The 17,123-nt window shown below is 61.7% G+C and carries 19 protein-coding genes and 2 tRNA genes; 12 read left to right on the plus strand and 9 right to left on the minus strand.

The window, feature by feature from the left end; all coding sequences use genetic code 11:
- Positions 1-52 precede the first annotated feature (52 nt).
- Positions 53-129 (plus strand) — tRNA-Pro (locus NR164_RS25615).
- A 115-nt stretch (positions 130-244) separates the two neighbouring features.
- On the opposite strand, the gene NR164_RS25620 is transcribed toward NR164_RS25615, so the two are convergent.
- The 4 genes from NR164_RS25620 to NR164_RS25635 form a co-directional block, all read right to left on the minus strand.
- Positions 245-1,543, minus strand: coding sequence for an NAD(P)/FAD-dependent oxidoreductase (locus NR164_RS25620; protein ID WP_017845476.1), 1,299 nt, complete (start codon positions 1,541-1,543; stop codon positions 245-247).
- A gap of 60 nt (positions 1,544-1,603) precedes the next feature.
- Positions 1,604-1,777 (minus strand): DUF3094 family protein, encoded by a 174-nt coding sequence (locus tag NR164_RS25625; RefSeq protein WP_016976295.1) that lies wholly within the window; start codon positions 1,775-1,777, stop codon positions 1,604-1,606.
- A 90-nt stretch (positions 1,778-1,867) separates the two neighbouring features.
- Positions 1,868-2,497, minus strand: coding sequence for a DUF1780 domain-containing protein (locus NR164_RS25630; RefSeq protein WP_017845475.1), 630 nt, complete (start codon positions 2,495-2,497; stop codon positions 1,868-1,870).
- A gap of 164 nt (positions 2,498-2,661) precedes the next feature.
- Complete coding sequence (locus NR164_RS25635; RefSeq protein WP_079442835.1) at positions 2,662-3,564, minus strand: GntR family transcriptional regulator; 903 nt, start codon at positions 3,562-3,564, stop codon at positions 2,662-2,664.
- A 167-nt stretch (positions 3,565-3,731) separates the two neighbouring features.
- On the opposite strand from NR164_RS25635, the gene NR164_RS25640 reads away from it, so the two are divergent.
- From NR164_RS25640 to NR164_RS25655, 4 genes are all read left to right on the plus strand, one after another.
- Entirely contained in the window at positions 3,732-4,481 is a 750-nt protein-coding gene (locus NR164_RS25640) for a hydroxypyruvate isomerase family protein (protein ID WP_256823451.1), read from the plus strand.
- Positions 4,482-4,653: 172 nt separating this feature from the next.
- A complete protein-coding gene (locus tag NR164_RS25645; RefSeq protein WP_057005137.1) occupies positions 4,654-5,121 on the plus strand; it encodes a hypothetical protein in 468 nt (155 codons plus the stop codon).
- Positions 5,118-5,807, plus strand: a complete 690-nt coding sequence (locus NR164_RS25650) for an energy-coupling factor ABC transporter permease (RefSeq protein WP_046384732.1) — start codon at positions 5,118-5,120, stop codon at positions 5,805-5,807. The genes NR164_RS25645 and NR164_RS25650 overlap by 4 nt, the downstream gene beginning before the upstream one ends.
- 76 nt (positions 5,808-5,883) lie before the next feature.
- Positions 5,884-6,099, plus strand: a complete 216-nt coding sequence (locus NR164_RS25655) for a hypothetical protein (protein ID WP_003171680.1) — start codon at positions 5,884-5,886, stop codon at positions 6,097-6,099.
- On the opposite strand, the gene yacG is transcribed toward NR164_RS25655, so the two are convergent.
- The 4 genes from yacG to NR164_RS25675 are packed head-to-tail and all read right to left on the minus strand — an operon-like array spanning position 6,096 to position 8,984.
- Positions 6,096-6,296 carry a DNA gyrase inhibitor YacG gene (gene yacG / locus NR164_RS25660; RefSeq protein WP_017845472.1) on the minus strand — a complete coding sequence of 67 codons (201 nt, stop codon included), beginning with the start codon at positions 6,294-6,296 and terminating at the stop codon, positions 6,096-6,098. The genes NR164_RS25655 and yacG overlap by 4 nt on opposite strands.
- On the minus strand, positions 6,293-6,916 hold the full coding sequence (coaE, locus tag NR164_RS25665; protein WP_046384731.1) for a dephospho-CoA kinase: 624 nt from the start codon (positions 6,914-6,916) through the stop codon (positions 6,293-6,295). The genes yacG and coaE overlap by 4 nt, the downstream gene beginning before the upstream one ends.
- Positions 6,913-7,779 carry an A24 family peptidase gene (locus NR164_RS25670; RefSeq protein WP_017845470.1) on the minus strand — a complete coding sequence of 289 codons (867 nt, stop codon included), beginning with the start codon at positions 7,777-7,779 and terminating at the stop codon, positions 6,913-6,915. Before NR164_RS25670 ends, coaE begins: the two co-directional genes overlap by 4 nt.
- Positions 7,776-8,984 carry a type II secretion system F family protein gene (locus tag NR164_RS25675; RefSeq protein ID WP_256823452.1) on the minus strand — a complete coding sequence of 403 codons (1,209 nt, stop codon included), beginning with the start codon at positions 8,982-8,984 and terminating at the stop codon, positions 7,776-7,778. Before NR164_RS25675 ends, NR164_RS25670 begins: the two co-directional genes overlap by 4 nt.
- Before the next feature lie 201 nt (positions 8,985-9,185).
- Here NR164_RS25675 and NR164_RS25680 point away from each other — a divergent pair, with 201 nt between their 5' ends.
- From NR164_RS25680 to NR164_RS25695, 4 genes are all read left to right on the plus strand, one after another.
- Positions 9,186-9,599, plus strand: coding sequence for a pilin (locus tag NR164_RS25680; protein ID WP_017845468.1), 414 nt, complete (start codon positions 9,186-9,188; stop codon positions 9,597-9,599).
- Positions 9,600-9,634: 35 nt separating this feature from the next.
- On the plus strand, positions 9,635-11,044 hold the full coding sequence (locus NR164_RS25685; RefSeq protein WP_256823453.1) for an O-antigen ligase: 1,410 nt from the start codon (positions 9,635-9,637) through the stop codon (positions 11,042-11,044).
- A 39-nt stretch (positions 11,045-11,083) separates the two neighbouring features.
- Positions 11,084-11,159, plus strand: a tRNA-Thr gene (locus NR164_RS25690).
- A gap of 133 nt (positions 11,160-11,292) precedes the next feature.
- Entirely contained in the window at positions 11,293-11,598 is a 306-nt protein-coding gene (locus NR164_RS25695) for a DUF6388 family protein (protein WP_017845466.1), read from the plus strand.
- Positions 11,599-11,641: 43 nt separating this feature from the next.
- Here NR164_RS25695 and nadC read toward each other — a convergent pair whose 3' ends face one another.
- Entirely contained in the window at positions 11,642-12,490 is an 849-nt protein-coding gene (gene nadC / locus NR164_RS25700; RefSeq protein ID WP_046384727.1) for a carboxylating nicotinate-nucleotide diphosphorylase, read from the minus strand.
- Positions 12,491-12,732: 242 nt separating this feature from the next.
- On the opposite strand from nadC, the gene NR164_RS25705 reads away from it, so the two are divergent.
- From NR164_RS25705 to ampE, 3 genes are all read left to right on the plus strand, one after another.
- Positions 12,733-14,883: a DUF1631 domain-containing protein gene (locus tag NR164_RS25705; RefSeq protein ID WP_256823454.1), complete on the plus strand. Its 2,151-nt coding sequence runs from the start codon at positions 12,733-12,735 to the stop codon at positions 14,881-14,883.
- A 61-nt stretch (positions 14,884-14,944) separates the two neighbouring features.
- Positions 14,945-15,508 (plus strand): 1,6-anhydro-N-acetylmuramyl-L-alanine amidase AmpD, encoded by a 564-nt coding sequence (gene ampD, locus NR164_RS25710; RefSeq protein ID WP_017845463.1) that lies wholly within the window; start codon positions 14,945-14,947, stop codon positions 15,506-15,508.
- Positions 15,505-16,341 carry a regulatory signaling modulator protein AmpE gene (gene ampE, locus NR164_RS25715; protein ID WP_256823455.1) on the plus strand — a complete coding sequence of 279 codons (837 nt, stop codon included), beginning with the start codon at positions 15,505-15,507 and terminating at the stop codon, positions 16,339-16,341. The genes ampD and ampE overlap by 4 nt, the downstream gene beginning before the upstream one ends.
- Positions 16,342-17,123 lie beyond the last annotated feature (782 nt).

The raw sequence follows: 17,123 nt of genomic DNA on the forward strand, positions 1-17,123 counted from the left end.
CGGCCAAAAGCCCTGATCGAAGAAGGCGGCTGAGAGGTCGCCTTTGTTTTACCGGGGTATAGCGCAGTCCGGTAGCGCGCCTGCTTTGGGAGCAGGATGTCAGGAGTTCGAATCCCCTTACCCCGACCATATTAAAAATCCTCGTATCGAAAGATACGGGGATTTTTTTTGCCTGAAATTATCCCAAATCCAACACGACACCAATGTGGGAGGGAGCAAGCCCCCTCCCACATTGATCGCGTGTTTAGTGAAGTTTGAGACGTGGCTCAGTTCCGCGCCCAATCCGGCTGCCCAGCATCAGCATCGCCGTGCGGAAGACGCCATACAGCGCCATCTGGTGCATGCGGTACAGCGACACATAGAACATCCGCGCCAACCAGCCTTCCAGCATCACGCTGCCTGTGAGGTTGCCCATCAGGTTACCCACCGCCGAGAAGCGCGACAGCGAGATCAGCGAGCCGTAGTCGGTGTACTTGTACGATGGCAGGTCCTTGCCTTCGATCCGCAGCTTCAACGATTTGGCCAACAATGAAGCCTGCTGGTGCGCGGCCTGGGCGCGTGGCGGTACGTTGCGGTCGGTGCCGGGTTGCGGGCAGGCGGCGCAGTCACCGAAGGCGAAGATGTTTTCATCGCGGGTGGTTTGCAGTGTCGGCAGCACCTGCAGTTGATTGATGCGGTTGGTTTCCAGGCCGTCGATGTCCTTGAGGAAGGCGGGCGCACGGATGCCGGCGGCCCACACTTTCAGGCTGGCCGGAATCACTTGGCCGCTGCTGGTGATCAGCGCGTCGGCCGTCACTTCGCTGACCGCCGAGTTGGTCAGCACCGTCACGCCGAGCTTCTCCAGGGTTTTATGCACAGGTCCGCCGATCCGCTCCGGCAGGGCAGGCAAGACCCGTGGGCCGGCTTCGATCAGGGTGATGTGCATGTTTTCCGGTTTGATCCGGTCCAGGCCGTAGGCTGCCAGTTCATGAGCCGCGTTATGCAGTTCGGCCGCCAGTTCAACCCCGGTGGCGCCAGCGCCGACGATGGCCACGCTGATCTTTTCCACCACGTCGGTTTGCCCGGCATGGGCACGCAGGTAGTGGTTGAGCAACTGCTGATGGAAGCGCTCCGCCTGTTTGCGCGTGTCGAGGAACAGGCAGTGTTGCGCCGCGCCTTCGGTGCCGAAGTCGTTGGTGGTACTGCCGACCGCAATCACCAGGCTGTCGTAGCCCAGTACGCGCGCAGGCACCAGTTCGCGGCCTTCTTCGTCGAGGGTCGCGGCCAGTTGGATTTTCTTCTGTTCACGGTCGAGCCCGCTCATGCGCCCCAGCTGGAACTCGAAGTGGTTCCATTTGGCCTGGGCGACATAATTGAGTTCGTCTTCCGAAGAGTTCAGCGAGCCGGCGGCCACTTCGTGCAGCAGCGGTTTCCAGATATGGGTCAGGTTGGTGTCCACCAGCGTGATGCTGGCGGTGCCGCGCTTGCCCAGAGTCTTACCCAGGCGGGTAGCCAACTCCAGGCCGCCGGCGCCGCCGCCGACGATAATAATACGATGGGTCATGGGGATATCTCGCAAGGCTAAAAGAAATCGGAGCGGTTACCCCCGCGAGCGCCAGGCAGCTCATAGCGTCAGGTAACTCAAAAGGCGGCTCAGCAGGCCGAGCCCGATCACCACCACCAGCACCACACCAAGGAGCAGCCACGGCCGGAAAGGCTTGCGCTCGACTCGGTTCTGGGAGAGTTGCAGGTACTCTTCGACATGCTGTTGGTCGTCGGGGTTCAGGCGGCTGGTCATATAAGGCCTCGTCAGGTAGACGTTGCAAAAGGGCGCCACGTTACAGTCAGGGGGTTGGCGGTATCGCCATAAGCGTAGCCTGTGCTCGCGTCACAGGCTGATGCCCACGTCGAACACGATGCTGCGCCCCAGATTGTTGCGCAAGAAATCCGGCGCGTCCGGGTGGGCGAACAGTACCCGGGCAAACGTCGGCCCCACCAGCGACAGCGAGCGCCAGCCCTGGCGCAAGTATTCGGTGGGCGGTGGGAAATGACTGTTGAGGTCCAGCACCTCGCGCTTGAGGCTGGCGAAGGCGACGATATCCAGCTCGCCCAGGTCCATCCCGCGTTCTTTGTAGTTGTGCGCTTTTTTGCGCAGGGTCGGCGCCAGGCGCAGCAGGAATTCATGGGCCGGAATCCGCCGCGGCTTGGCTTCGCGCCTGACCAGTTGGCTGAGGGAAAACGCACTGCGTCGACGCAGCAATTCGTCGCGCCATTCATCGTTCAGGCGGCGTCCTTCGTCCAGCACGAAAAACACTTCGAAACTGGCGTCACGAAACAGCACGTCCGGCGGTTCTTGCCCGGCGGCATGAAACTCTTCGGCGCGGTACGGCACGTTCAAGCCTTGCAGCAGGCGCTGGCAGACCCAACGCTCACGCTCCCATTTACGGGCATTGGACAGGAACGCATTGGCTTGTTCGGCTGCCACGGTGAGCAGGCGCAAATAATCTGAGTCATCCATGCGTGCAGCTTAGCGCCCAAATGTGATCTTAAAAACATACTCCGTCGCGAAAAAATAAAGTCTGTCGTTCGCCATTTTGTATTTTGTTATCGTAGAGAACAATCATGCTAAGCTGATGTGCGAATTTCAGAGCGCGCGCGGTTCATCGATGCCAGCGGTGCTCTCTAGATCCCATCATTTTTTGGCAGGATGCCCTGATGAGTTTTGAGCCGGCCCACTTCGTCCAGGTGCCTCCAGAGAAATTGCGCGGCTTCTTCGCGGCGACCGGACTCGATGAGGTTGAGCAAATGGATGTGCTCCTGGCATTGCGTCACAAGGCGACTGCGATCGACGTTCGCTTTGTAGCTCATGAAGCGCCGGAGCTGGTTCTGCTGGCGGAGAGCATCCATGAAAAAGACATTCCCCGAGCACTGCACGATCACTTCGTGGAACTGGGCGCCGATTTGGAACAGTTGGGCGCGGGACAGCGTGTTGATGCCCCCGTCGATCAGGGCCTGTTGTTGCTGCCTGGCTTGGGCAAATGCGGTTTGGTTGACCTGATAGCCGGGTTCGAGCAGGGCCGCCGGCTCGATAGCCATGCGGAAACGGTAGCTCTGGATGTGAGCCGTCGTGCTATGCACGAAGTCTTTGAGCTCCCATCCTTGCCCCGGTTTGCGCTCCACCATGGCTTCGCCAGCCAGTCGGTTCAATACCTTGAGCAATTGCCCTCGAGGCACGTCGTAACGCCGCAACAGTTGGGCTTCGAAAAACTGGGCGGGTATTTCACCAGCCAAAATATCGTCGACTACGCGAAGATAAAAGTCTTCGAAAGGGTCGCTGGCCAGAGGGAATGCGGACTCCTGGATATCCCCAGCGTCTTGCTTCAGAAAGTAGCCGCGATTGGGTTCTTGAGTCGCAAGATCCCACTCGGCAAGCAAGGCAAACACTCGTCGGATAGGCGAGCGCGAAACGCCCAGCGCTTGAGCGAACGTCTGCTCGCGCAATGGCTCGCCGGCCCGCATCGAGCGGGCGCGAACCATGCCGATGACCTTCGGTGCCAGCTGCAAGGCAAGGTCTTTCTTGATCACAGGCTCTCTCTTGAATGGTCGGCGTCAGTCCGTGCCTGTCGGGGCAGGGCCACATCGAACTGGGGTGGGAAAATACCATACCCGGCAGTGCCGAGTATCTGCGCCGAAGACGCAGGAACTTGTGGAACAACTTTTTAAAGCTCCTTTCCAGGACGGATACCTGCCTTATGCTGAAATTCAACGCTCACCTTGGCTTTCAATTCAATGAATTGCCATTCCTGCAACGCATCGAAGCCGCCGCCGCCGCTGGTTTTCGTGCGGTTGAGTTCCCGTCGCCTTATGAGTTCGACGCAAGTCTGCTTGCAGATCATTTGGCTCAACACAACTTGCCGTTGATTCAATTTTCCGCTCCGGCGGGCCTGACCAAAGGCATCGCGGCCTTGCATGGCAAGGAAGGCGATTTTCGCAGTGGCTTGCTCCGGGCCGCCAACTATGCAAAGGCGCTGGGCTGTTCGGACGTCCACATCATGTCGGGCATTACCACTCGGGATGACGCGGCGCTCATCTACGAGAGCAACCTGGAATACACCGTCAAGTATTTTGAAGACCAGGGTTTGCGGCCATTGATCGAAGTCATCTGCGCGCAGGAAATGCCGGGCTATTACATGTCCGACTTCAGCAAGGCGCAGCACGTTCTGGAGACGTTCCCGAGTGTCGGGCTGATTCTTGATCTGTACCACGCTCAGCGCCTGACTGGAGACGCGGCGGATGTCCTGGCGCGGTTTTACGAACGAACCGCGCATGTGCAAATCGCCGACTGTCCGGGGCGTCATCAGCCGGGCACGGGGAGCATGGATTTCTGCGCGCTGTTCACCACATTAGAACAGCGCGGTTATCAGGGATGGATCGGCTGTGAATACCGCCCGACCGGCGTCACGGTTGAAAGCTTGGATTGGATCAAGCCGTTCACTGCTTAGTTGGCGATGCGTCGGAGGCGCAACCAGGGGCGGCAAGAGCATCCTGATTGCTCAGTGTTCGCTTGCTGCCCGCGCTGTGGTTTTTCCGCATTCGTTCAGACTGCAGGAGGTCCCAGGGAGAAAGCCCGGTGTAGACTGTCGACTCGGTTTTTTCCCAAGCATGAGGTGTGCAGTGAAGTTTTTCGCCGTGCTGTTGTTGAGCCTGTTGCCCGTGTGGGCCCAGGCGGTTGAAGTGGGTGAGCGCGTGGCGCCCTGGACGCTGCTGGATCAGTTCGATCAGGCCTACACCCTGGATGACCAGGCACAGGTCCTGTTGGTGGCCCGCAGCATGGATGCCGCCAAGCTGGTGGACGCCGCCCTGCAAGGCCAGCCCAAAGGCTATCTCGAAGCACGGCATGGGGTGTTTGTCGCGGATATCCAGCGCATGCCTCGGCTGGTCGCCAAGCTGTTCGCGGTGCCGGCCATGCAGTCCTACAACTACCGGGTCATGCTGGACCGGGACGCACGCATCGCTCCGCGTTATCCCGCGCCTGTGGATAAGGTGCTGTGGCTGCAACTGAATAACGGCAAGCTGACAGCGCGCCACGAGTACGGCTCTGCGGCTGAACTGCGCGAGGCTCTGGAGCAGGTGAAACCGTGATCAGTGCCGCGGTGCTGGCGCCGGGAACCCTCGGCATCGGCTGGCTGTTGTATGCGCCGGTGCTGTTGTGGGCGATCATGCGTTCGCCGTGGGTCGAGCTGTTCGCTGACCGGCGGCGCCAGCATTTGCTGTTCGGTACGGTGTTCGCGTTATTCATGTTGTGGTTGGTGAGGCGCGACTTCGATACCGGGGTCTCCTACCACTTTATCGGCATGACGGCCGTGACCCTGCTGCTCGACTGGCCGCTGGCAATCGTCGGCGGTTTCGCCGCGCAGTTGGGCTTGCTGTTGCTGGGTCGCCAGGACCTGGCGGCCGTGGGCCTCAACGGCCTGCTGCTGGTCGTGCTGCCGGTGCTGGTCACTGAAACCTGCGCGGTGCTTGTCGAGCGGGCACAACCGCGCAATCCGTTCGTCTACATCTTCTGTTCCGGCTTTTTTGCCGCCGCTTTGTCGGCGTTGCTCTGCCTGTTGGCCGGGCTGGGGGTGTTGTGGTTCGACGGGCGTTTCGCGATGCCGGAATGGCTGGAGGATTTTGTCGGTTACCTGTGGCTGATCATCTTCCCCGAGGCCTTCATCAACGGCATGGTCATCAGCGCCCTGGTGGTGTTTTGCCCGGAATGGCTGGAGACATTCAACCGCACGCGCTACCTCTCGGCGCCCTGGAAAGACGACAATTCGCAGACTTGACTCAGATCAAATCGCGCCCAGCGTGGCGGGCCCATGCTTTGCGAAACTTTTCCTGAGCAAGATGGGAGCACGGATCATGAGTGTGTATGAATGGGCACGTCAGGAGTTGCGCAGAAGCCAGGACGCGGCACAAGAAATCGGCTTTGATCCAGGCTTGACCTTGCGCGCGATGCTCAGCGCGGTGGTGCAGCAGAGCAAGGGCGTGCGCAGTTTCGAAGACCTGGCCGACGAGTTGCAATACCTTGCAGAGAACCTCGACGACCAGCAGGAATATGCCTTTATGCGGCCTTAATGGCGCGGTGGCAGGTCTTCGGAAAACAGCTCGTCTTCGGCGTCCGGCGCCACGGGGATCTTATGTTCCTCAGCGGCCCAGGCACCCAGGTCGATGAGCTTGCAACGGTCCGAGCAGAACGGCCGGTTGAGGTTGGTCGCTTTCCATTCCACGGGTGCGCCGCAGGTTGGGCATTCGACGGTCAAGGGTTGGCTCATGATCGGCCTCCACGCAAAGTAAGGTAAAAGTGGTGCAGTCGTTCGACCTCGCTGTGCAACCAGGCGAGGTCGCGGTCATTGACCAGCACGTCATCGGCATGGCTCAGGCGCTCTTCGCGGCTGGACTGGGCCTTGAGTATCGCTTGCACCTGTTGTTCGCTGATGCCGTCGCGCTGCAGGGTACGCTGAATCTGCAGGGATTGCGGCACGTCGATCACCAGGATGCGTTGGGTCATGCTGTGCTGGCCGGATTCGATCAGCAGCGGCGACACCAGGATCGCGTAAGGCGAGCGCGCACGCGCCAGGTGGTTGCGAATCTCTTCGCCAATCAACGGGTGCAGCAAGGCTTCCAGCCAGCGGCGTTCTTGCGGCACTTCAAAGATCAACTTGCGCAATGCGGCGCGGTCCAACTGGCCGTCGGGCTGCAGCACGCCGGCACCGAAGTGTTCGACAATGCTGGCGAGCGCCGGCCGGCCGGGTTCGACCACCCAGCGCGCGGCGTGATCGGCGTCTACCAGGTCTACGCCGAGGTCGCTGAAGTGCTGGGCCGCGGCGCTCTTGCCGCTGCCGATGCCGCCCGTAAGGCCAAGAATCCAGGGTGTTGCAACAGGAGTGGTCATTTGAAACCGACAGACTGCAAATAGAAGTCGGTTATTTGACCACCCCAGAGCACGGCAATCCAGCCGGCAATTGCCAGATAGGGACCAAACGGCATCGGCGTGGCCGCCTGGATCTTGCTCCGACGCAGCAGGATCAGCCCGCCGCACACGCCCACCAGCGATGACATCAGCAGCGTCATCGGCAGGATTTGCCAGCCACCCCAGGCGCCGAGCAGCGCCAACAACTTGAAGTCGCCGTAGCCCATGCCGTCCTTGCCGGTGGCCAGCTTGAACAGCCAGAACACCGTCCACAGGCTCATGTAGCCGATCACCGCACCCCACAGTGCATCGGGCAGGGGCACCAGCAGCTCGACGCTGTTAAGCATCAGCCCCAGCCACAACAGCGGCAGGACCAGCACGTCGGGCAGCAGTTGGTGGTCGACGTCGATCAGGCTCATCGCCAACAAGCCCCAGCTCAACAGCATCACTGCGCCCGCTTGCCAGCCAAAGCCGAAATGCCAGGCCACCACGGCCGAGATCAACCCGCACGCCAGTTCGGTCAAGGGATAACGCGTACTGATCGCTTCGCGGCAATGGGCACAGCGGCCCCGGAGCATCAGGTAGCTGAGTAGCGGGATGTTTTCCCACGGCCGAATCGGCTGATTGCAGTGTGGGCAGCAGGAATTGGGCTGCATCAGGTTGTATCTCGGCCCGACGGGGTCGCCGGGCAAACCGAGCACTTCATGGGCCTGCGCGCGCCATTCCCGTTCAAGCATTTTCGGCAGGCGCCACACCAGCACGTTGAGGAAACTGCCCACGATCAAGCCCAGCACCATTGCCATGGCGACAAAAGCCCACGGCTGCTGGCTCAACAGCAGGCTCAAAATGCCGTACCGAGTTGGAAGACCGGCAGGTACAGGGCGATTACCAAAGCGCCGACAATCCCGCCGAGCACCACCATGATCAGCGGTTCCATCAGGCTGGTGAGTTGGTCGACCAGCGTGTCGACGTCCGACTCATAGTGGCTCGCGACTTTTTCCAGCATGTGCTCCAGGGTGCCGGATTCTTCACCAATCGCCGTCATCTGGATCGCCATGCCAGGGAACAGACCGCTGGTAGCCATGGCCCGATTCAACGGCATGCCTGTGGATACATCGTGACGCATATGTTCGATAGCCTGTTTGAATAGCTGGTTGCCGGCAGCGGCGGCCACTGAATCCAGGGCCTGCACCAAAGGCACTCCGGCCGCGAACGTAGTCGAAAGCGTGCGTGCGTAGCGGGCGACCGCCGACTTTTTCAGCAGTGTGCCTGCCAGGGGCGCTTTCAACAAACCGGCATCCAGCCAATGACGAAAACCCGGCGATACGCGATAGGCCCGGCGCAACCCCAGACCTCCCGCGCCCAGGCTGAGCGCCAGCATCCACCAGGCTTGTTGCAGGAACTCGGACAAGGCAATCACGTACAGAGTAAAACCGGGCAACTCGCTGTCCACGCTGGCGAACAGGTTCTGGAATTGCGGCACCACATGGATCAGCAAGAGACTGCTGACAAGGCTGGCGACCACGATGACCGCGATGGGGTAGGTCATGGCCTTCTTGATCCGGGCCTTGAGCCGTTCGCTCTTTTCCAGGTGATCCGCCACCCGCTCCAGAAGGGTTTCCAGGGCGCCGGCCTGCTCACCCGCTGCCACCAGGTTGCAGTACAGGTCATCGAAGTAGCGCGGCTGTTTGCGCAGGGCCGACGCCAGGGTATTCCCGGCGCCGATCTCCTGTTTCAGGCCTTTTACCAGCCTGTACATGTGGCGGTTGTCGAAGCCTTCGCTGATCACGTCGAGGGCTTGCAGCAAGGCAATGCCGGCCTTCAGCAGTGTCGCCAGTTGGCGGGTGAACAGGGCAATGTCCGCCGGTTTGATCGGCGCAGCGAGGCTTGGCAGGCCGGCGGATTGTTTGCGCACGCGGCCTGGGCAAATCCCTTGCTGGCGCAGTTGTGCCTTGACCCGCGCGAGGTCGTGGCCGACGGTTTGCCCGGACACCCTGCGTCCCTGGCGGTTGATGCCTTCCCAGGCGTATGTCGTGGCAGCGTTGGTCATGTCTCTGTTCCGCACACAGGTCGTCGAATCTTTATAGCGTAGCCAGGTGACGGATTCGGATTGCTCGGCGTTCAACGATAAAATGTCAGATTGTGCGTCCTGGACGCGATTGGCCGCTCGCGGGTGAGTACACTGGCGCGGCTGCACGATACGGGGCGCAGGACGCGCCTTGTCATGGGTTCTGTTCTGGAGAGGAATGTGATGCGTCAGAAAGGTTTTACTTTGATCGAGTTATTGATCGTCGTGGCAATCATCGGCATTTTGGCCACCATTGGCTTGCCCATGTACACCACGCATCAGGCCAAGGCCAAGTTCACGGCCGGGCTGGCTGAAATCACCGCGTTGAAAGCCGGCTACGAGGATGTATTCAACCAAGGCACAGTGCCAACCGTGGCATTGATCGGTGGCACCAGCCCGACCGCCAATTGCAAGATCGATGTGGCAGGGGATGTTGCCACCGGCGCCGGTTCCATCAGTTGCGAAATTCTCGACGCCCCGGCACCGGTACTGGGCAAGACCATTACCCTGACGCGCAGCGCCACCGCCGGCTGGAAATGCGCCACGACGGCAGAGGCCAAGTACGCCGCCAAAGGGTGTGGCGCCGACGGGGCATGACTGCCAAACCCTGCGCACGGACGTAAAGGTGGCCGATGTCGTTATCCCCGCAGCAGCGCGACAAGACGTTCCTGGTGATTGCAGCGTGCTTGCTCGCGCTGGGTATCTGCGCGCCGTTCAGCGGGCATGACTGGCAGCGCGCAATGCAGGTGGCCATGAGCCTGGGCGCGGTGGTGTATGGGTCGACGGTCGTTCCCGTCGAGCGTCTGGTGGACCGGCCGACGGCCCTGGGCCTGGTGCTGATCGTTGGGCTGGGCCTGGTGTCATCGGCACTGGCCCATCAGCCGCTCTGGGCCTTCACCGAGGTCGCGCTGTTCATCAGCTGTGGGGCGATCGCCGTCGCGGTTGCCCTGCTGCGCCGACGCGCGGGTGAGCCGTTGGACCGCGTGCTGATCCTGATGGTGGTGCTGCTGTGCCTGATCAAGTCGATCCAATACCTGTATGCCGGCGCGCTCGCCTTCGCCAGTGGCGCGCGGGTTCTCGATCCGGACGCGTTGCTGTCCGGGTTTTCCAACAAGCGCTTCTACGGTCAATTCCAGACCTTCACCCTGCCATTGCTGGCGCTGCCCTTGCTGATGCCCAAGGTCTCCCGCTCCGTGCGCGGCGCGGTGTTTGCGTTGCTGTGTGTGTGGTGGTTGATCGCGATCAGCGGCGGCACCCGCGGCACCTGGCTCGGCATGGCGGTGGCCGGGGTGGCGTTGACGCTGCTCGGGCCGTGGGGGCGACGCTGGTTGGCCTGGCAATTGGCTGCGGTGTGCGGCGGTTTGTTGCTGTATACGGCGTTGTTCACGCTGTTGACGGGTGCGCTGGGTGTCGAGGTCGGCAGTGGCGTCAGCGATCGCCTCACCACTTCGCTGTCGGGGCGTGGCCCGATCTGGTGGCAGGCCTGGCACATGATCGTCGAGCGTCCGTGGCTGGGGTTCGGGCCGATGCATTTCGCGGATATCGCCAACCCGATCGCCGCGCACCCGCACCAGGCAATCCTGCAATGGGCCAGCGAGTGGGGCGTTCCCTCGGCCTTGTGCGTGGCTGCCTTGGCGTGGCGCGGTGGCTGGGCCACCCTCCGCGTGTTGCGGGCGCGGGCTTGTTCTACAGAGCGCGTGGACTTGCTGCGCGGGTGCCTGTTCGCGGCATTGCTGGGCGCGCTCACGCAAGCGATGGTCGACGGCGTCATCGTGATGCCCAACTCGCAGGTCTGGTTGGCGCTGGTGGTGGGCTGGTTGATGGCGCTGCACGTGTGGCGCGCCGCTCCTGGCGCGTCGCTGCCGTGGGCCTGGGCAGGGTGGCGGGTGGCGGCGGTGCTGTCCGTTGGCCTGCTGGTGTGGGTCGTGATGCGTGATGCCCCGCACATCGAGCAAGCCCAGCAAGACTATCTTGAAGGTGGCAACCAACACCTGCAGCCGCGCTTCTGGGCCCAAGGGGTGATTGCCCTGCGACGTCAGTGAGTTGCCGGACGCCCGATGCGGTGCTAGCTTTAGCCCACCGCCCGTGTAGCTCAGCCGGTAGAGCAGCGCACTCGTAACGCGAAGGTCGCAGGTTCGATTCCTGTCTCGGGCACCAAAGCAACACCGTTTTCAGATGATCTCAGAATGGTTCTGAAGGCCAGGCGAGTCGGCATTCGTGCCCGCTCTTTTGTATCTGCGCAACCTTGATGACCCAGATGCATCCCCATTCCTCGATCTAAGAGAACAACATGACCACGACTGAAATGACCCAGGAAGTTCGGCACCAAGCAGCCCTCGACAAATACCTCGGGGAATCGCCGCAGCTTAAAGAAGAGATCAAGGACCTGAGCGCTGACGATCAGCGCGACCAGATCCAGTGGGCATTCGAGGACGAGGCCGAGAGCCAGGGCCTCCAGCCATGGGAGCTGAGCCTCAAGTACACCTCGTCAGCGGACGAGTTCGAAGCCGCACGGCTGGCCTTGCACCAAGAGGCGGCTGAAGTGCTCGGTGTCGAATGGGAAGAGTATTGCGAGATGAATAACCTGGTGGTCTGAACCGCTGTTGCAGGAGCCGGCAACCCGGCTCCTGCAACGGGCTTCAGATACTGAGGCGCATCGACAGGTCCACCGCTTTCACATCCTTGGTCATCGCGCCGATGGAGATGTAGTCCACCCCGGTTTCAGCGATGGGCAGCAGGGTTTTTTCGTTGATCCCGCCGCTGGCTTCCAGCTTGGCTTTGCCGCCGTTCAGGCGCACGGCTTCACGCATGTCATCCAGGCTCAGTTCGTCGAGCATGATGATATCGGCGCCCGCCGCCAACGCTTCGCGCAATTCGTCCAGGCTTTCCACTTCGACTTCCACCGGTTTGCCCGGGGCGATCTTGTGCGCGGCCGAAATCGCCTGGGCGATACCGCCACAGGCGGCGATATGGTTTTCCTTGATCAGGAACGCGTCATACAAACCGATGCGATGGTTGTGGCAACCGCCACAGGTCACGGCGTATTTCTGCGCCAGACGCAGGCCCGGCAGCGTCTTGCGCGTGTCGAGCAACTTGACCTGGGTGCTCGCGACGCTATCCGCCAGGTACTGGGCGCGTGTGGCGACGCCGGAGAGCATCTGCAGGAAATTCAGCGCGCTGCGTTCGCCGCTGAGCAGCGAACGTGCCGGGCCTTCGAGGTGGAACAGTGCCTGGTTGGGGCTGACGCGTTCACCGTCGGCCACCAGCCAATGCACCGCGACCCGCGGGTCCAGTTGGCGGAACACCGCGTCCACCCAGGCCGTGCCAGCGATAACGGCCGCATCGCGGGTGATGATCGTGGCCTTGGCCAGCCGTTCGGCCGGGATCAATTGCGCGGTGATGTCGCCGCTGCCGATGTCTTCGCGCAGTGCGCGGCGCACGTTGGCTTCGATTTCGGCGGTGAGGTCGGCAAGACGGAGATTCGGCATAACAGGCTCCACAAACAAAGTGCGCCGATTATAGGGGCTGTGCGCGTTTGAACCCAGTGGCGTGCTCATTTACAGCGCTATGACAGAGTTCGCTGGCGCAACGACCCCCATTTGCAAGATAATCTCGCGCCTTGCAATTGGCGTCATAGCTTTGACGTCCTGGTGGTAACCGGATATTCGCAGTGCCCAACTGGGCCTGCCCCGACTTTGCCCTACCCACACCGCCGTTTCAGGAGGCCTGGATGCACAACGACGGAAAGGTGGTGCCGATCAATAAGGCACAGACCACGCCATCGCCGCTCGCGCGCCTACCGGTGGTGTTGCTGCAGGTTCGCGACAAGGCTGCGCAGCAACTGCAGCAAGGTTTGCAGGAGCTGTTCGATAACGCCGACGACACCCTGTTCGAAATGGCCGACAAGGCCCTTAACAACGTCGACCACCATATTTTCTTTGAAGCCATGCGCGACCTGCGTCTCAAGCGCAAGAATTTCGAGCGCGTGTTCATGGGGCAACTGTTCGAGGCCTTCGCCAACCTGGGCGGGGCAGGGCGCGGTGAACGGCAGTTGGTGCCGGTGGTGTCCTACGACAAGGTGCCCGGCATCCTCAGGGACGACCTGGAAAAAGCCCTGGCGCTGGAGGCAATGCTCGGGCGGGTGCAGCATCGCGACGGCCTCGCCCTGGGGCAACTGACCACTCGCCTGGGCGCCTTGCTCGACAGGTCCATGGATGACTGCGAGAACCCCCTGGGGCCGGCGCTGCTGTGCGAGTTTTTCCTGCGCGCGGGGCGCAGCCTGGGCGTGGAAATTCGCGTCAAGCTGGTCATGCTCAAGCTCTTTGAAAAGTACGTGCTCAGCGACGCCGACCACCTGTACGGTGAGGCCAATCAGTTGCTGGTCGCCACCGGCGTGCTGCCTGAACTCAAGGCGGTGCCGGCCCGTCGTTCCGGCGGGCGCGTACCGTGCAAGCACACGCGCGAAGCCCGGTTGCCAAGCGCCGACCAGCCAGTCGACGAAAATGGCGAGCACGCCTTTTCTACCTTGCGAGCGCTGCTGGGCGCCGTGCGCGGCAGTGTCGCGCCGACCCTGGAAGCCAGCGCCGAGCCCCAGCCCATTGCCACCCGCGACCTGCTGCGGCTGTTGTCCCATTTGCAGCAATACGTGCCGGAGCCGGATGTCGAGGACGACTTCGACCTGCGCAACCAGTTGAAGCAACTGCTGACCCGAGTCAGCGTCAAGAGCGGCAAATCCCGGGTCGTGGAAGAGGCCGACGAAGACGTAATCAACCTGGTCGCGCTGTTGTTCGAATTCATCCTCAATGACCACGCCGTCCCGGACGCCTTCAAAGCCTTGATCGCCCGGTTGCAGATCCCGATGCTCAAACTGGCGGTGCTGGACAAGAGCCTTTTCAGCCGCGCTGGCCATCCTGCGCGGCGGCTACTCAACGAAATCGCCGGTGCCGCCATCGGTTGGAGCCCGGCTGAGGGTAACCCGCGTGACAGCCTGTACCTGCGCATCGAGCAGGTGGTGCAGCGGTTGCTGAATGATTTTGCCGAAGACCCGGCGATTTTTTCCGAACTGCTGTCGGAGTTCTGCGCGTTTACCGCTGACGAGCGCCGGCACAGTGCATTGCTCGAACAGCACACCCGCGATACCGAGGAAGCGCGCCTGCGTAACGAGGCGGCCCGACAGCGCGTGGCCGACGTGCTGAACCGGCGTTTGCTGGGCAAGGTCCTGCCGCGCTCGGTGGTGCAGTTTGTGCAACAGGCCTGGAGCCAGGTGCTGTTGCTGGCCAGCCTCAAGCACGGTGAGCAATCGGTGCAGTGGCAGGCGGGGCTGCGCACCCTGGACGAGTTGATCTGGAGCGTTAGCCTGCACGACGACACCGAGGCCGGGCGGCATCTGCTGGAGCAGTTGCCGGCGTTGCTCAAGGCCTTGCGCGACGGGATGAGCGGCGCGGGGTTCGACCCTTTCAGCACCCGTGAGTTCTTTGTTCGGCTGCAGGCCCTGCATGTTCAGGCGTTCGAGGGCGGCGAGAGGTTGATCGAGGTGCAGGAGCCCTTCGTGTTCGACTCTGGCTTGCCCGATGCCGCGCAGGACCTGGCCGCGGATGATCCCGACCTGCTCAAGGTGCGCCAATTGCGCGTCGGCGTTTGGCTGGAGTTCCTGGAACCCGAGGAAACCGCTCTGCGCGGCAAACTGAACGCGATCATGGCACCGGCCGATCGCTATGTTTTCGTCAACCGCGCCGGGCTCAAGGTACTCGAGCGCAGCGCCGGCCAACTGGCCCTGGCGTTCAAGCGTGGTGCGTTGCGTATCCTGGACGAAGCCCTGCTGTTCGAGCGTGCGCTGGCGACGGTGGCGGGTAACTTGCGTCAACTCAATCGCGGCAAGTGATCGCAACCATAGGGCTGAACGCGGCATACTGGTCAGACTTAGTCACGTTCAAGGAACCTGTATGCAGTTGGACCCCGCCAGCGGTTGGTGCCAGGGCGTTCGTCATTGCCCTTCGCCCAACTTCAACGAGCGCCCCGCAGGTGAAGTCTCGCTGTTGGTGGTGCATAACATCAGCCTGCCGCCGGCGCAGTTCGCCACCGGCAAGGTGCAGGAATTTTTCCAGAATCGCTTGGATGTCACGGAACATCCTTACTTTGCAGGGATTGCCGACCTACGCGTGTCAGCGCATTTTCTGATTGAACGCGACGGAGGGGTGACGCAGTTTGTGTCCTGCCTCGACCGCGCCTGGCATGCCGGGGTTTCCAGCTTCGAGGGGCGCGAAACGTGCAATGACTTTTCCCTGGGGATCGAGTTGGAAGGTACGGATGACCTGCCGTTTACCGATGCCCAATATGCGTCACTGATCGACCTGACACGTCAGTTGCTGGCGACTTACCCGGGCATCACCCGTCAGCGCATTTGTGGTCACAGCGATATCGCCCCGGGGCGCAAGACCGATCCCGGGCCCGCTTTTGATTGGATGCGCTTTCGCAGCGCCCTGCAGGATGGAGGACACGCACAATGAGTTTCCTGATATTGGTGCTGGCGGTCTGGATCGAGAAATTCTCGGCCTTGCGCCAAAAGTTGCAGCGCGACGGCAGATGGCTGCGCGAACTGGCCAGATTGGAATCGAGCCCGCGCCTGGGCGAACAGCCCTGGTTGATTCTGGCGCTGCTGGTGTTGCTGCCGGTGGCCGTGCTGGCGTTGTTGCTGCTGGTGCTGGAACCGGTGGCCTACGGCCTGTTGGCGCTGCCGGTGCATTTGCTGGTGCTGATCTACAGCCTGGGGCGCGGTGATCTGCTGGCCGGGCTTGGCCCGTTCCGCGATGCCTGGCGGCGCGGCGACCTGCAGGCCGCCGAGCATGTGGCCGAGCGTGACCTGAAGGTCGCTGCCGACAGTGGCGAGCAGTTACTGGAGCGTGTCCAGGGGTATCTCTTGTGGCAGGCCTATCAGAGCTTCTTTGCGGTGATCTTCTGGTATTTCCTGTTGGGCCCGGTCGCTGCCCTGGCCTATCGCCTGCTGGCGCTGGCCAGCGAACACAGTCAGAACCCTCTGGTGGCCGAGCGTGCCGCGCAACTGCGGCATGCCTTTGACTGGTTGCCGGTGCGCTTGCTGGCGGCGAGCTTCGCCTTGGTGGGCAACTTTGTCGCGGTCAGCCGAGTGATGCTCCACGAGCTGTTGAGCTGGGACATCAGTGCCGCGCAACTGGTGAACAAAGTCGGCCTGGTGGCCGCCGAAATCCCGCCGCCGGTGGCGGGGGCCGACGGCATCAACAGCCTGGATCGCCTGTGGGAACTGCTGCTGCGCGCGGCGGTGCTGTGGTATGCCGGTTTCGCCATCTGGACCGTGTTGCCCTAGCGGTCACGCTCAATCCCTGTGGGAGCAAGCCTGCTCCCACAGCGCGTTAACTTTACGTTACAAAACTCCCTTGCGATTTGAGCTATACAAGCAGAGCGCCAAATAGTGGCTATCTGCCGCCGCCCTGCGCCTCAAATAAAAATAATAGGAAGGGAGTTCACCTGTGAAGAGCTTGCTCTATCCCGCCGTCGCGCTGATGAACCGCCTGAGCTTCGGCATGAAGTTCAGTTTGATCAGCGTGTTGTTCCTGTTGCCGATGCTGGCGACCAACTATTTCCTGGTGCGCGATTCCTGGCGTGAATTCCAGGGCACCCGCATCGAACTGCAAAGCCTGGATTTGCTCGGCAGCAGCCTGGCCTTGCGCCGTGACCTGGAAACCCTCAACAACCAGGTGCAGATCAACGCGACCCTCGGCCAATCCGGCAAGGCGGGCGATCTGGAGGGCGCGATCAACACCCTGGAACAGAGTGTGCTGGCGCGCCTGCAAGGCCTGAGCGCGATGGCCACCGACCCCGAGCAAGTCGCCGTCTTCGACGCCAAGCGCGACGAACTGGTCGGCGCCTTCAAGGCACAGCAACAGGAGTCATCGCTACAGAGCAAAAGTGCGCTGATCGGCAAACTGCTGAACAAGGCGCAGATGCTCAGCCAGATCATCGCCAGCCAATCCGGCTTGAGCCGCGACCCCCAGAGTGATCTGCGCCAGCTCAGCGAACTGATCACCGGCGTCACGCCGCAAGTCACCCAGACGTTGGGCGAAGGGCGGGCAATGGGCGCGTACTCCC

The organism is Pseudomonas sp. Pse79 (genome assembly GCF_024519615.1).
In the GTDB taxonomy this organism is placed as follows: domain Bacteria; phylum Pseudomonadota; class Gammaproteobacteria; order Pseudomonadales; family Pseudomonadaceae; genus Aquipseudomonas; species Aquipseudomonas veronii.

Excerpts from the sequence above, each read along its gene's own strand:
- NR164_RS25620 (WP_017845476.1), bottom strand. The coding sequence starts at position 1,543 with ATGACCCATCGTATTATTATCGTCGGCGGCGGCGCCGGCGGCCTGGAG.
- NR164_RS25625 (WP_016976295.1), bottom strand. The coding sequence starts at position 1,777 with ATGACCAGCCGCCTGAACCCCGACGACCAACAGCATGTCGAAGAGTAC.
- NR164_RS25630 (WP_017845475.1), bottom strand. The coding sequence starts at position 2,497 with ATGGATGACTCAGATTATTTGCGCCTGCTCACCGTGGCAGCCGAACAA.
- NR164_RS25640 (WP_256823451.1), top strand. The coding sequence starts at position 3,732 with ATGCTGAAATTCAACGCTCACCTTGGCTTTCAATTCAATGAATTGCCA.
- NR164_RS25655 (WP_003171680.1), top strand. The coding sequence starts at position 5,884 with ATGAGTGTGTATGAATGGGCACGTCAGGAGTTGCGCAGAAGCCAGGAC.
- yacG (WP_017845472.1), bottom strand. The coding sequence starts at position 6,296 with ATGAGCCAACCCTTGACCGTCGAATGCCCAACCTGCGGCGCACCCGTG.
- coaE (WP_046384731.1), bottom strand. The coding sequence starts at position 6,916 with ATGACCACTCCTGTTGCAACACCCTGGATTCTTGGCCTTACGGGCGGC.
- NR164_RS25675 (WP_256823452.1), bottom strand. The coding sequence starts at position 8,984 with ATGACCAACGCTGCCACGACATACGCCTGGGAAGGCATCAACCGCCAG.
- NR164_RS25680 (WP_017845468.1), top strand. The coding sequence starts at position 9,186 with ATGCGTCAGAAAGGTTTTACTTTGATCGAGTTATTGATCGTCGTGGCA.
- NR164_RS25685 (WP_256823453.1), top strand. The coding sequence starts at position 9,635 with ATGTCGTTATCCCCGCAGCAGCGCGACAAGACGTTCCTGGTGATTGCA.
- NR164_RS25695 (WP_017845466.1), top strand. The coding sequence starts at position 11,293 with ATGACCACGACTGAAATGACCCAGGAAGTTCGGCACCAAGCAGCCCTC.
- nadC (WP_046384727.1), bottom strand. The coding sequence starts at position 12,490 with ATGCCGAATCTCCGTCTTGCCGACCTCACCGCCGAAATCGAAGCCAAC.
- NR164_RS25705 (WP_256823454.1), top strand. The coding sequence starts at position 12,733 with ATGCACAACGACGGAAAGGTGGTGCCGATCAATAAGGCACAGACCACG.
- ampD (WP_017845463.1), top strand. The coding sequence starts at position 14,945 with ATGCAGTTGGACCCCGCCAGCGGTTGGTGCCAGGGCGTTCGTCATTGC.
- ampE (WP_256823455.1), top strand. The coding sequence starts at position 15,505 with ATGAGTTTCCTGATATTGGTGCTGGCGGTCTGGATCGAGAAATTCTCG.